The 14,667-nt window shown below is 72.1% G+C and carries 7 protein-coding genes; 2 read left to right on the forward strand and 5 right to left on the reverse strand.

Annotated features, from left to right (window positions below; genetic code table 11):
- Positions 1-48 precede the first annotated feature (48 nt).
- Entirely contained in the window at positions 49-1,398 is a 1,350-nt protein-coding gene (locus tag FB391_RS15830; protein WP_141895964.1) for an alpha-hydroxy-acid oxidizing protein, read from the reverse strand.
- A 442-nt stretch (positions 1,399-1,840) separates the two neighbouring features.
- On the opposite strand from FB391_RS15830, the gene FB391_RS20120 reads away from it, so the two are divergent.
- Positions 1,841-8,149, forward strand: coding sequence for a rhamnogalacturonan lyase family protein (locus FB391_RS20120; protein WP_141895966.1), 6,309 nt, complete (start codon positions 1,841-1,843; stop codon positions 8,147-8,149).
- Positions 8,150-8,215: 66 nt separating this feature from the next.
- Here the strand turns inward: FB391_RS20120 and FB391_RS15840 are convergent, their stop codons facing one another.
- Genes FB391_RS15840 through FB391_RS15850 form a run of 4 tightly spaced genes read right to left on the reverse strand, consistent with a single transcriptional unit; the run spans position 8,216 to position 11,426 of the window.
- Positions 8,216-9,100, reverse strand: coding sequence for a hypothetical protein (locus tag FB391_RS15840; protein WP_141895968.1), 885 nt, complete (start codon positions 9,098-9,100; stop codon positions 8,216-8,218).
- Between the two features lie 16 nt (positions 9,101-9,116).
- Positions 9,117-10,250, reverse strand: a complete 1,134-nt coding sequence (gene menC, locus FB391_RS15845; RefSeq protein ID WP_141895970.1) for an o-succinylbenzoate synthase — start codon at positions 10,248-10,250, stop codon at positions 9,117-9,119.
- Positions 10,251-10,287: 37 nt separating this feature from the next.
- Positions 10,288-10,452, reverse strand: a complete 165-nt coding sequence (locus tag FB391_RS19760; protein ID WP_185843131.1) for a hypothetical protein — start codon at positions 10,450-10,452, stop codon at positions 10,288-10,290.
- A 59-nt stretch (positions 10,453-10,511) separates the two neighbouring features.
- Positions 10,512-11,426 (reverse strand): cyclase family protein, encoded by a 915-nt coding sequence (locus FB391_RS15850; RefSeq protein ID WP_141895972.1) that lies wholly within the window; start codon positions 11,424-11,426, stop codon positions 10,512-10,514.
- Between the two features lie 270 nt (positions 11,427-11,696).
- Here FB391_RS15850 and FB391_RS15855 point away from each other — a divergent pair, with 270 nt between their 5' ends.
- On the forward strand, positions 11,697-14,657 hold the full coding sequence (locus FB391_RS15855) for a helix-turn-helix transcriptional regulator (RefSeq protein ID WP_141895974.1): 2,961 nt from the start codon (positions 11,697-11,699) through the stop codon (positions 14,655-14,657).
- The last annotated feature ends 10 nt before the right edge of the window (positions 14,658-14,667 follow it).

Raw genomic sequence — 14,667 nt, forward strand, 5'->3', positions numbered from 1 at the left:
TGGGGAGGAGGAGTGGTCACCGCCCCAGACTAGGGGGAACGACGGACCTCACGCCTCCCGCAGTGCGTGACGGTCGAGCTCGGCGATCGAGGTGAGGCCCGCGAGCCCGAGCGTGATGTCGAGCTCGGCCAGCACGTTGCGCACCACCTCCGCCACCCCGGCCTCGCCGGCGACGCCGAGACCGTACGCGTACGGCCGGCCGAGCGCCACGGCGGTCGCGCCGAGCGCCAGCGCGATGACCGCATCGGAGCCTTGGCGGACGCCGGAGTCGAAGACGATCGGGACGCGGCCGGCGATCCGTTCGGCGATGGTGGGCAGCACGTCCAGGGTCGGCACGGACTGGTCGATCTGCCGCCCGCCGTGGTTCGAGATCCAGATGCCGTCGGCGCCGGCATCCAGCGCGCGGATGGCGTCGTCCGGGTGCACGATGCCCTTCAGGATGAGGGGCAGCGACGTCCACTGCCGCGCCTTGGCGAGGTCGTCCCAGGTCAGCGCGGGTGTCGAGAACACGTCGAGGAACGTCTCGACGGCCGCCCGCGGCAGCGGCGAGCGCAGGTTCTCACGCACGCTCGGCGACCCGGTCAGCGCGGCGCCCTTGCGGGCGATGCGGACGCCTGCGGCCACGGCCTTCGGCGTGAGCCTGACCGGAGGCGCGGCGTCGACGGCTTCGGCCGCCGACGCCGCCGATGCGCGCACCCGCTCGCGCACGAGCTGCTGGAAGACGGGGTCGCTCGAGTACTGTGCGATGCCCATCGCGCGGGTGAACGGCAGGTAGGCGAGGTCGAGGTCTCGCGTGCGCCAGCCCAGCAGGTGCGTGTCGAGGGTCACGACGACGGCTTCGCATCCGGATGCTTCGGCCCTGCGCAGCAGCGACGCGTTGAGCTCGTCCGACGACGACCAGTAGAGCTGGAACATCCGGGAGCCGGCGGGCGCGGCATCCCTCACCTCCTCCATGGGGACGGAGGCCTGGTTCGAGAGCGTGTACGGGACCCCGAGGGATGCCGCCGCCCGCGCCACCGCGAGGTCGGCGTCGGCGTGCGCCATCTCTATGACGCCGAGGGGAGCGAGCACCAGCGGCGTCGGACGCCGCACACCGAGGAAGTCGATGGACAGGTCGCGGCTCGACACGTCCCGCAGCGGCCGCGGCCAGACCTGCCACCGGGCGAATGCGGCGCGGTTGGCGGCGACCGTGCGCTCGGCGCCCGCTCCCCCGGCGATGTACGCGAAGGCCTCGGCGCTCAGCGCCTTGCGCGCAGCCGCTTCGAGCGCATCGGCGTCGACGGGCACGCGCGGCCGGGTCCCGCTGATGCCGGCGCGGTAGATGTCGGACTGGGTCCGCCGCGAGATGCCGCGCGAGGCTGCGGCGGGGTCGTCGGGAGCGTCGATGCTCTGGGCCATGGCGCCCAGCCTAAAGAGGATCCGCGAAAGGACACGGTCCCGCCGCGGAATCGTGGCCCTTCGTGATCCGGGCGCACGGACCGGCGTGCGGGGCGCGGGCGCGTGGAACCCGTCGCCGGCGCGGTCCGTATGCGCACCGGCGACGGGAGATTGGGAAAGCGTTCGCCGAGGACCATAGGGCACGATGCCGACCGCGCACAAGTTGTCGGGTCGCAATCGCAAAAACGTTTCACGAATCGCTTGCCCCGCGGCGCACCCCCGTGCCAGACTGCCGACGAACGTGGTCGGAATACGCTTTCCGCTGCGTCCGCAACAAATCCTGCAAGACCGGACAGGGCCCGAGTCCGTACGTGCCCGGTTCACGACGATGTTCCGCCGCGATGCCGCTGGGGGATGCCGTCATCCTTTGCCGATGCTGACAACAGGAGGAACCGTGCCCCACGTGTCTGCACGCGCCGACAGGGCGCCGCGACCCGCACCACACGTCCCCGCACCCCGCGCCGCGCGCGGACTGCGACTCACCGCGATCGCCGGCGCCACCGCCGTCGTCGCCGCGCTCATCACCGCGACCCCCGCCGCGGCGCTGCTCGCGCCCGCCGACGACGGAGCCTGGCGCTTCGACTTCGGCACCGCGACGAGCGCCGTCGCCGAGGGGCACCAGCAGGTGCTCACGAGCAGCCGCTACACGCCAGAGACGGGCTGGGGCATCACCCTGCCCGACGGCGCGACCCTCTTCGACCGCGACCGCAGCACCGACGGCTCCCCCGCCGGCGCCATGGAGGACGACTTCGTCGCCGGCACGAACTGGGGCTTCCAGCTCGACGGCGTGCCCGAGGGCTCCTACGCGGTCACCGTGACCATCGGTGACGGGCTGAGCTCGGCATCCGGAACCAACGCCACCGTGACCCTAGAAGGCGTCGCGCAGACCCGGCTCACCTCGGGCAAGGGCGTCAACGCGACCGCGACGTACACCGCCGTGGTGACGGACGGCCAGCTCACGATCGGCTTCGCGGGCTCGGGTCTCGGCGCCTACGTCAACGGCCTGGTCATCGCGCCCGCGCTGCCCGCGACGCCCAGCGGCCTCGCTGCGACTCGCGTCGCCTGGAACGGCGTCGACCTCGCCTGGTCGGCGGTCGACGGCGCAGCGACGTACCGCGTGCTGCGCGCCGACGTCAGCGACGGCACGACCGGCGCGTTCGCCCCCCTCGCCGACGTGACGGGTGCCGCCTACACCGATTCCTCGGTGGCCGAGGGCGCCTCGTACGCCTACGCCGTCGCGTCCGTCGATGCGTACGACCGTGTCTCGCCGCAGTCCGCCGACGTGCGCTCGGGCACGATCCCCGCCCTCGTCGCTCCCGTCGCGCCGGCCGACCTCACCGTCGCACAGGTGACGAAGGACGCCGTGGTGCTGTCGTGGTCCGCCGTCGCGAACGGCGACGAGTACGTCGTCGAGCGCGCGGGCGCCGACGGCACGTTCACCCAGATCGCTGCCGTCGCGACCCCCGGCTACACGGATGCCGTCGACACGGCGCAGCAGTGGACCTACCGCGTGACAGCGCGCAACCAGGCGGGCTCGTCGCCCGCGTCGGCCGCGGCCACGTCGGACGTCTACACCGCTCCCGCGCCACTGCCCGCGGGCGACGTCGTCACCTTCGACTTCGGCCCCGGCCAGGTCGCCGACGGCGCGCTCTCGGTCACCAGCACGACCGCGTACAGCCCGGAGTGGGGCTACGGCTTCTCGACGGCGCCCGTCTCGCCGACGCCTGACGTCGACCGTGCCGGCGACGACGCGCTGCGCAGCGATTTCGTCGCGACGGCCGGCGCGACGTTCGAGGTCGACCTCGGCGCCGGCGACTACTCGGTGCGGCTGGTGTCAGGCGACGCCGACGCGGCGACGACCACCACGATCACCGCCGAGAGCATCGCCAAGGTGCTCGAGAACCCGCAGGCCGCGGGTTCGTACCTCGACATGACGTTCACGATCGCGCTCGTCGACGGCACCCTGACGCTGGTCTTCGGCGGCGATGTGCCGGTGGTCAACGCGCTGACGATCACGCGCCTGCCTGCACGCGTCGCGGGCGCCATCCCGACCGCGTACATCGCGGGCGACTCGACGGTGCAGACCTACGACCCGATCGCCTACGCGCCGCAGGCGGGCTGGGGCCAGATGATCGACCGCTTCTTCGCGTCGGACGTCGCGTTCTCGAACCAGGCGATCGGCGGCCGCTCGTCGAAGAACTTCATCAGCCAAGGCCGGTTGGACGACATCCTGCGCGCGGTGCGCCCCGGCGACTACCTCATGGTGCAGTTCGGGCACAACGACGCCACGCAGGGCGTGGACGACCGCTACGCGAGCCCGGCCGATTACAAGGAGTACCTGCGGGTGTACGTCGAGGGCGCCCGCCAGCGCGGTGCGACCCCGATCCTCGTGACCCCCGTCTCACGACGCAGCTTCAACGCCGACACCGGGCTGTTCAACGTGAGCTTCCCCGAGTACGTCGACAAGATGAAGGAGCTCGCGGCCGAAGAGGGCGTGCTGCTCGTCGACCTGTCGGCATCCAGCCGGGCGTACCTCGACCAGATCGGCCCCGAGGCGGCGAAGGCCGTGTTCCTCTACGCCGACCCGGGCGTCTTCCCGCAGCGGCCCGCGGGCATCGCCGACGACACGCACTTCCAGGAGTACGGCGCCATCCAGATGGCACGGCTCGTCGCTCAGGACGTCGCAGCGCTCGACGACCCGATCGCCGCGAAGGTGACCGATGTCGAGCCGCCCGCGGACGTGCCCGTCGCCCCGCAGAACGTGGTCGCCGGTGCCATCAGCAACGGCGGGGCGACGCTGCAGTGGGACGCCTCGCCCACGGCCGACATCTACAAGATCTACCGTCAGGCCGTCGCCGACCCCGAGCCCACGTGGGCCCTCGTCGGCATGGTCACCCAGACGAGCTCGATCGTGCAGGGGCTGGCCGAAGGCACCGGGTACCGGTACCGGGTGGTCGCGGTCAACGGCCGCGGCGAGTCCGCCCCGAGCGCGGTCGTCACGTTCACGACCAAGCAGGCGCTGTACAAGTACGACTTCCAGCTGGCGGGCAATCCGCTGATGGCCGGCTACACCGAGGTCACTCCCGACCTGGCGTACACCGACGAGCGCGGTTACGGGTTCACCAACACCCTCGCCGCGAACGCCGGGCGCGACCGCGGCGTCGCCGACGGCTCGAACGACCTGGTCCGCGACTTCGTGCTCCCGGGCGACAGCTCGACGTTCGCACTGGACGTGCCGAACGGGACCTATTCGGTGAAGACCTATTCGGGCGACTGGATCGGCACGACCAAGACGTCGTTCCGCATCGAGGGCAAAGAGGCGGGGTCGGGCAACGCCGGCAAGGGCTCGGTCAACGAGACCCTGCGCGGCCCGTTCCTGGTCACCGACGGCCGGCTCGACATCGAGGCGTACGGCGCCGCGGCAGGAAGCCGCCTGAACGGCCTCGAGATCACGCCGATCCTCCTCGGCCCGGTGGGCCTGGAGGTCACCGACGTCAACGCCGACCCGGCAGCGCCGAGCGTGTCGCTGGCGTGGACCGGCGAGAGCGGCCTGACGTGGAACGTCTACCGCCAGTCGCCGTTCGACGCGAAGCCGGTGCTCGTGGCATCCGTCGACCAGCCCTCGTTCGTCGACACCTCGGCGCGCGTCGGGCTCGACTACGCGTACCACGTGACCGCCGTCGACCAGACGAAGCTCGAGTCGGTGCCGTCGAAGACCGTCGATGTGTCGTTCGTGGATGCCTCGGTCACTCCGCCGGCCGCTCCCACGGGCCTCGCGGTCGACAGCATCGACAAGCGCTCGCTCGACCTGTCGTGGGCGCAGCCGCTGAACGCGCTGTACTACCTGGTGTTCCGTTCGGAGGTGGAGGGTGAGCGCGGCGAGCTGATCGGCCTGTCCGATGCGAACCACTACACCGATTCCACGGTGCTGACGACGATCCCGTACTTCTACACGGTTGTCGCGGTCAACGCGGGCGGCGCCGGTGCGGCATCCGCGCAGCTCAAGACCGACGCGGTGACCGTGCTGCAGCGACAGGCCGAGTACCTCGACCGGGCCCCGGCGGCGGTGTCGACGGATGCCGGCACGCTGGTGTCGTGGCGGATGCTGGGCACCGACCCCGACAGCGTCGCGTTCCACGTGTACCGCGACGGCACGCGCCTCACGACGGCGCCGATCACGGACTCGACGAACTACCTCGACGAGACCGGCACGGCCGACTCGACCTACTTCATGACCAAGGTGCTGGACGGCGTCGAGACGACGGAGACCGACGCGTTCGGCGTGCAGGACGGCGACTACCTGTCGGTGCCGCTCGACAAGCCGGCCGACGGGTACACGAAGGACGGCCAGCCGTACACGTACTCGGCCAACGACACGAGCGTCGGCGACGTGGACGGCGACGGGCAGTACGAGCTGATCGTGAAGTGGGACGCCCGCTCGCACGACAACTCCCAGGCCGGATACAACGGCAACGTGCTGCTGGACGCCTACCGCCTCGACGGCACGCGGCTGTGGCGCATCGACCTGGGCGTGAACATCCGGGCCGGCGCGCACTACACGCAGTTCCAGGTGTACGACTACGACGGCGACGGCCGCGCCGAGGTCATGATGAAGACCGCGGACGGCACGATCGACGGCGTCGGTCAGCCCATCGGCAACGCGAGCGCGGACTACCGCAACAGCTCGGGTTACATCCTGAGCGGTCCGGAGTACCTGACGGTGTTCGACGGCCTCACCGGTGCCGCGATCGACACGATCGACTACGTGCCGCCGCGCGGCGACGTCGGAGCCTGGGGCGACACGTACGGAAACCGGGTCGACCGGTTCCTGGCGGCCACCGCCTACCTCGACGGCGAGCACCCGAGCGCGATCTTCAGCCGCGGGTACTACACCCGCGCGGTGATGGCCGCGTACGACTTCGACGGTCAGGCGCTGCACCAGCGCTGGGTGCTCGACTCGAACGACGACGGCAACGAGGGCTTCTACGGGATGGGCAACCACAACCTGTCGGTGGCCGACGTGGACGGCGACGCCAAGGACGAGATCGTCTACGGCTCGGCCACGGTCGACGACGACGGCTCGCTGCTGTACTCGACGGGGCTCGGCCACGGCGACGCGCTGCACGTGTCGGACCTCGTGCCCTCGAATCCCGGCCTGGAGGTCTTCGCCGCGCACGAAGAGATGCATGCCTCGGGCAACCGCGGCGCCACGATGCGCGACGCCCGCACGGGGAAGATCCTGTGGTCGATCCCGGCGACGGTCGACACCGGGCGCGCCGCGTCGGGTGACATCGACCCGCGGCACGAAGGCGCCGAGGGATGGGCCGTCGGCGGAGACGCCGCGTGGAACTCCCCCGTCGGCCAACTGATGTCGTCCACGGGTGAGCTGATCTCGACCGAGATCCCGGCGGCGAACTTCCTGGCGTGGTTCGACGGCGATCCGCTCCGCGAGATCGTCGACCACGACTGGAACGCCGACACGTCCGAGGGCGTGCCGACGGTCGGCAAGTGGAACTGGGAGACCGAGACCACCGATGTGATCCTGAAGGCCGACGGGGCCCGCTCGAACAACGGCACCAAGGGCACTCCCAACCTGCAGGCGGACCTGTTCGGCGACTGGCGCGAAGAGATCGCGTGGCGGTCGGCGGACTCGACCGAGCTGCGGATCTACTCCACCACCGACGAGACCGCGATCCGGCTGCGCACGCTCATGCACGACTCGGTCTACCGGCTCTCGGTCGCCTGGCAGAACACCGGCTACAACCAGCCCCCGCAGACGAGCTTCTTCCTCGGCGACGGGTTCACGCAGCCGGCGGCCCCGCGGATCGCCGTGACCGGCGACCCGGGCGGAGCGGTGGATGCCTCGGCCCCGACGCTCTCGGGCGTCCCTGCCGACGGCACGCTGCTGCCGAGCACCGGCACGTTCACGGTCGGCGTGACGGCGGACGATCCGGAGTCGGGGGTGCGCAACCTCGACATCGCGTTCGACGGCGAGCCCGTCGCGCCCGGTGCCGCGATCGCGCTGGCCGGCAAGGTCGGCGTGCACACGCTCACGGTCAACGCCGTGAACCACGACGGCCTGGTGACACAGGCCTCGGTGCAGCTGCTCGTGTTCGACGACGAGGGCGCCACGAAGGCGCCGGGACGCGGCATCCTCTCCTCCGATTCCGGATGGGAGAACGGGCTGAGCGACGGCCGGTACACCGTGTCGATGAACCTGTGGTCGGGGGTCAACGGCGCCGTCTACAAGCTCTACGAGAACGGCACCCTCATCGCCACCCGGCTGCTGGACGCGAACTCGCCGAAGGCGCAGCTGGCGACGGTCGATGTGACCGGCAAGCCCAACGGCACCTATGTGTACACGGGTGAGCTGATCAACGCGGCCGGCACGACCGCGACCTCCTCGGTCACGGTGAAGGTGAAGGATGCCGCACCCGGCGTCCCGGTCCTGTCGCACGACAACCACGACAAGGACGGCAACTACACCGTCACCGCCAACCTGTGGTGGGGCACCAACGCGACGTCGTACCGGCTGTACGAGAACGGGACGCTGATCGACGAGCAGGCGCTCGTCGCGGCATCCCCGAACGCGCAGCACGCCGCGACGGCCGTCGTCGGACGCGCACCCGGCACGTACACGTACGTCGCCGAGTTCGCCAACGCCGCGGGAACGACCTCGTCGAAGGCCATCACGATCACCGTCAAGAAGTAGCCGCGACCGCAAATCGCGAAAGGGCAGGTCTCCACGCCGGAGATCTGCCCTTTCGCGATGCCGGGACTACCCGCCGAACCGGCACCACTGCGCCACCCACGTCAGCATGCGGCCGCGCAGCTCCTCGCCGACGAACAGCTCGATCTCGCCCGGCTCGCCGTCGAGCTCGATGTGCACGTCGAAGACCGTGCCGCGCTTGTCCTCCTGCACGGCATGCGGATCGCAGCGGAACGGCACGAGCGGCAGCGCGATCACCACCGGGTCGGCGTCGCCGCCCTCGTCGAGCTCCATGTCGATCGGGTACAGGTCCTCCTCATCGCCGGATGCGGCGAAGTCCAGCAGGTTCGTGCTCTCGACGCCGACGACGGTCGCACTGCCCGCGCCCGTCGGTGTGATCGTCAGCTCGAGCGACGCCGGCTCGCCCGGCGGTGACGGCGTGAACCCCGTGAAGGCGAGGCTCGCGGCATCCGTCAGCCGCTCTTCGAGGCATTCGCGGGCGTGCAGCCGGGTCAGGAACCCCAGCGGGTCCGGGGCTGCCACCTCGACCTCGGCGGCCTGCTCCCCGTCGACGAGCTCGAGCACGACGGTGGCATCGGCCTCGTCCGCGGCGTCGCAGTCCACCGGTGCGAGCTGCACGCGGACGTCGACGCTGCCGCCGGCGGGAAGGCTCGTCACCCGGTCTGCGATGACGCGGGTCGCCGCGCCCTCGAACCGGGGGTCCTCGACACGGACCCCGGCCACCGTGATCGCCTCGTCGGAGCCGTTGCGCACACGCACCTGCGCCTGGCGCGTCGACACGTCCGAGCGCTGCTGCTGCAGCTCGACGGTCACGCCGTCGGGCAGCGCCGAGGTCGGGCCCGGTGTCGGTCCGGGCATCGGCGCGGCCGTGCAGCCCGCGAGCGCGAGCAGCCCGATCGCGGCCACCGTCCCGATACCGCGCACTCGGCGCATGACCGCGGCTCCGCGCCTACCGCGTGAGCGTCTCGCGGGCGACGGTGACCTCGTCCAGCGCCAGCGGGTCGATCTGCACCCCGAGCCCGGGCCCGGTGGGCACGCGCACGTGGCCGTCCTCGAGCACCGCCGGCTCGGTCACGATGTCGCGCGTGTAGAACCGGCTCGACGCCGACACGTCGCCCGGCAGCGTGAACCCCGGCAGCGCGGCGAGCGCGGCGTTGGCGGCCCGGCCGATCCCGGTCTCGAGCATGCCGCCGCACCACACGGGCACCCCGGCGGCCACGCACCGGTCGTGGATGCGCACCGCCTCCAGGTAGCCGCCGACGCGCCCGGCCTTGATGTTGATGATGGATGCCGCACCCAGCGCGAGCGCGTCCGCCGCCGCCTTGTCCGACACGATCGACTCGTCCAGGCAGACCGGGGTGCGCAGCCGCCGCGCCAGGGTGGCGTGGTCGACGATGTCGTCCTCTTGCAGCGGCTGCTCGATCAGCAGCAGGTCGAAGCGATCGAGCTCGGCCAGCGTGTCGGCGTCGGCGAGGGTGTATGCCGAGTTCGCGTCGATCTGGAGCGGGATCGTGCCGAACGCGTCGCGCACGGCGGCGGTGTCGCCGACGTCGCGGCCGGGCCGGATCTTGATCTTGATCCGGACGTAGCCTTCGTCGAGGTACCCCGCGACGGTGTCGACGAGGGTCGCTGGGTCACGCTGGATGCCGACCGACACCCCGCTCGGCACTCGGTCGCGGACGGCGCCGAGGTACTCCCCCAGCGGTCGGCCCTCGGCGCGCAGGGACGCGTCCAGCACCGCGAGCTCGAGCCCCGCCTTCGCCATGCGATGGCCCTTGAAGGGCTCGAGCACGCCGGCGACGTCCTCGGGTGCCAGCGTCCGGCGGTCCAGCAGCGCGGGGGCGAGGAAGCGCAGCGCGACGTCCCACGCACCCTGCGTGTACTCGCTCGAGTACAGCGGGTCGGCCCCCGTCACGATCTCGCCCCAGCCGTCGCCGTCGGACGTCAGCGCCCGCACGACGATGACCTCGCGCACCGTCTCGGTGCCGAACGACGTGGTGAACGGCGACACGAGCGGCAGGTGCAGCACGCGCAGCTCGAACCCTTCGAGAGTGAGGGGTGCCGCGGGCCGGGCGATGGGCATGCGCTCAGCGTACGCCCCGCCCCGGCGGGCCCGGTGGTCAGTGCACGAGGTGCAGCGTGGCGGCGTCGCGACGGACCGGGATGTAGGTCGTCCGCGCGGTCCGCGGCCGGCGCCGACGGGGCTCGGTCTCGCTCAGCCGCCGCTCCGCGCGCCGCAGCGCCTCGCCCGCGGCGATGATCAGGGACTCGATGTGCTCGTGCATGGCTCCTCCTTCCTCACCGAAGAGCCGGTTCAGCCCGAGCTGATACACAGCGTCCGGTCTCAGGCGGGCACCTCGGCGAAGGCACGAACCGGGAAGGTCCCGAAGTCCTCGACTGCGGGCGGCGCGGCGGTGAATCGCGCACCGCGCGGCGGCAGCGCGCCGAGATTCGTGAGGTGCTCCACGACATGCACCCCCGCACCCAGCAGCAGCGAGTGAGCGGGGCGCTCGCCGCCCGACTCGGTGTCGTCGATGTTCACCGAGTCGATGCCCACGAGCACCGCGCCCGCGTCGATGAGCCACTGCGCCGCCTCGCCGGTGAGGAAAGGAGCCCCCGCACCGTATTCGGGCGCCCCGAACCACCGGTCCCACCCGGTGTGCAGCAGCACCGCCGCGCCGCGCACGTCACGGTCGGCGAGCGTCTCGGGACGGATGCCGCGGCGCCCGGCGTCCCAGGAGTCCTCGAGGTGGAACACCTCCGCGCGCAGCCCGACGAGGGTCGAGAGGTCGAGCCCTGCCAGGTCCGTGCCGCCCTCGTAGCGGTGGAACGGCGAGTCCAGGTAGGTGCCGGTGTTGCCGATCATGTGGATGACGTCCATCGCGAACTCGGTGCCCGGCGCATAGCGGGCGCGCGAGTCCTCTCGCGTGAGGTGCGGCGTGATGGTCGGCGCGGGAAGCCCGGGGTAGGTCACCAGTCCCGCGCGGATCGGATGACTGAGGTCGATGACCCGGGTCTGGGATCCGGATGCCGCCACCTCGACGCCGCGGGAGCCCCGGTGCGGCTCCTCGACGATGCGCACGCCGCGCAGCTCCACCTCGTCGACGAGTGCGAGACCCAGGTGCGCGATGAGCAGCCGGCCGAGCTCGTCCTCGGAGATGTCGGCCGACGGGAGGTCGAGCCGGAAGCCGGCGCCCGACAGCCCACCCCCGTTCGCGAAGCGGAGGTCGAAGTCGAAGTGGGCGCGGTACTCGGGCATGCCGCGAGCCTAGGGTCGCGGCATCCACCCGCGTCCGCCCGCCTGCGAACATGGCAGACGATCCGGTCCATGCGGCAGGAATGCTGCGCGCGGCCAGGGGCGGCGACCGCCGGTTCGGCTGCGAGGTCCTACCGTGGGTAGCGTCACAGATGGCCAACCCGGTCGGCGGCTGCCCCCTCCGCCGCGGGCGAAGGAGAGCGTCATGGACAGTCATGTGTGCGGCGAACACCCCGACAGCGGCCGCGAGGCGCACCTTCGCCGGAGCATCCGATGAGCCCGGCCCGCCCGGTCGACGACGCAGACGCGAAGGCGCCGTCCGTCTCGACGCCCGGCTTCGTCGGACGCGGACGCGAACTGGCCGAGCTCCGCGAGACCGTCAGCCGGCGACCCGCGATCGTCCTGATCGAGGGCGAGGCCGGGATCGGAAAGAGCCGCCTGCTCCAGGAATGGCTCGCCGAGCCGCACGGGCTGACGGCGCTGGTCTCGGTCTGCCCGCCCCTGCGGGAGTCGCTGACGCTGGGCCCCATCGTCGATGCCTTCCGCGGGATCGAACAGCTCGTCGCCGGGCTGCCGCTCACCGAGCTCGCCGGGGCGCTGAGGCCGCTGTTCCCGGAATGGTCGGCACAGCTGCCGCCCGCGCTGGAACCCGTCGACGACGCGAAAGCGGCGCGGCACCGGCTGTTCCGTGCGCTGGACGAGCTGCTCAGAGCGCTCGGCGTCGACGTCCTCGTCCTGGAGGACGCGCACTGGGCGGACGACGTGACGCTGGAGTTCCTCCTGTTCCTCGTCTCGCGGCAGCGCACCGACGGACCGAGCCTCGTGATCTCGTACCGGCCGGAGGAGGTGGATGCCGGGTCCCTCCTGCTGCGCCTGACCTCCCGGCTGCCCGTCGGCGTCGCCGGCGCCCGGATCTCGCTGTCTGCCGTGCAACCCGAGGACACGGCGTCGCTCGTGTCGTCGATGCTGGGCGGCGAGCCGATCTCGGACGCCTTCCGCACCTTCCTCCACGTGCGGACGGGCGGCGTCCCCCTGGCGATCGAGGAATCCGTGCGGCTCATGTGCGACCGCGCGGACATCGTCTTCCGCGACGGGCAGTGGGTGCGGCTGGCGCTGGACGAGCTCCAGGTGCCGCCGACGGTCCGCGACTCCACTCGCGAGCGCGTGGACCGCCTGTCGACGGGCGCCCAGCAGATCCTGCGCGCGGCGGCGGTCCTCGCCGAGTGGTCGTCCGAGGCGGCGATCGCCGCGACCGCCGGCATGACGATCGACGAGGCCCGCACCGGGATCGCCGAGGCCGCCTCCGCCAGGATCCTCGGCGAGGACGACCGCCGTCGGTGGCGGTTCCGGCACGTCCTGGTCGCCACAGCCGTGTACGAGTCCATCGCCCGCGGCGATCGAGCGGTTCTGCACCGCCGGGCCGGCGAGGCGCTGGAGCAGGTCGCTCCACCGCCCGTCGTGCGGCTGGCCCACCACTTCCGCGAGGCCGGTGAGACGGAGCGCTGGGCACGGTACGCCGAGCCGGCGGCCGCGCAGGCCCTGGCATCGGGCGACAACACCGCGGCCGTCGTCCTCCTCCTCGACCTGCTGCCGGAGAGGGCGCTCCCGGCCCCGGACCTGGCCCGGATCGCCCGGACCGCGGGGCTGGCGGCCCTCGGCCGCCGAGAGCCCGTCGACGAGATCTACCACCGCGTGGTGCGCGCCCTGCGGGCCACGCTCGAGATCCCCGGCCTCTCGGCGCGGGAGCAGGCGGGGATCCGCAACCCGCTCGGCCGGCTTCTCATCACCGGCGGAGAAGCCGCTGCGGCGCGCGTCGAGCTCGAGCAGGCCGTCGCCGACCTCGACCATGACCCTGCAGAAGCGGCCAAGGCGATGACCTACCTGGGGTGGGCGTACGGGTCGCCGTGGCCCGCATCCACGCATCGACGGTGGCTGCGCCGTGCCGCCGACCTGGCGGAAGGGATCGACTCGCCCGCGGTGCGGCTGAACCTCGCCGGCAACCGCGCGGCGGCATTCCTCATGCTCGGCGACGACGAGGCGTGGGACGTCGTCGCCGCGCTGCCGGCCGACGGCACGAGCGCGCCGGAGCGGCTGGACATCGCCCGCATCCACACCAACATCGGCACCGGCGCGGTGATGTGGGGGCGGTACGCGGACGCGGAGCGGCACCTGGCCATCGCGCTGCGGCTCGCCGACGCCGAGGAGTCGTCGAGGCTGCGCGACAACGTGCACCTCGAGCTGGCGAACCTCGACTGGTTCCAGGGCCGGTGGGAGGGCCTGGCCGACCGCAGCGCCGCGTTCGTCGAGGCCAACATGGACCGGCCGGCGATCCACCTCGCCGGCGTGCGCCTCACCGCCCGCCTGGCAGCGGCGGCGGGCCGTCGCGAGGCGGAGGACCAGTTCCGGCTGGTCCTCGACGAGGCGACGCGGCTCGGCGCCGCCGACGACACGATGGAGGCCGCCGCCGAACTCGCGCGACTCCGGCTGGCCGAGGGCGAGATCGCGCAGGCACTGCACGTCACCGACTCGCCGCTTCGCACCGTCCGGACGAAAGGCATCTGGCTGTGGGCGACCGACCTCGCGCCGGTGCGCGTCGAGGCACTGCTCGCGGCCGGCGAGGCCGAGGCCGCCGCGGCGCTCACCGACGAGGTCGCGCGCGGGCTGCGCGGGCACACGGCCCCCGCTTCCCGTGCCGCGCTGGCCCTGTGCCGGGCGCACGTGTCCGCCGCGGGCGGCGGTCCGGTGGCGACGGCCGCGGCGTACGAGCGGGCGGCGCATGCCTGGGACGCGATGCCGCGGCCCTACGACGCGCTGCGCGCACGCGAGAGGCAGGCCGTGGCGCTGCTGGCCGCGGGCCGCGCCGCCGAGGGGCATGCGCTTCTGTCGGCGCAGTACGAACAGCTCTTCCGGCTCGGCGCGCGCGCCGACGCGGACCGGATCGCCCAGCGGCTCCGCGAGCAGGGCGGCGAGGTGCCCCGGCTGTGGCGGGGCGGCCGTAAGGGGTACGGCGATCAGCTCTCGCCCCGCGAGCGGGAAGTGGTCCGGTTGGTGGTCGCCGGCAGGACGAACCGCGAGATCAGTCAGATCCTCGCGAAGTCTCCCGCCACCGTCGACCAGCAGCTGAGATCGGCGATGCGCAAGGTGAATGTGTCATCCCGGACCGCCCTCGCCGTCAAGGTGACCGAGGCGGGCATGCTCGACGAAGACGGCGATCCCGGTATGGCCGTCTCATGAATCGGGCGCG

Source organism: Microbacterium kyungheense (assembly GCF_006783905.1).
Taxonomy (GTDB): Bacteria; Actinomycetota; Actinomycetes; order Actinomycetales; family Microbacteriaceae; genus Microbacterium; species Microbacterium kyungheense.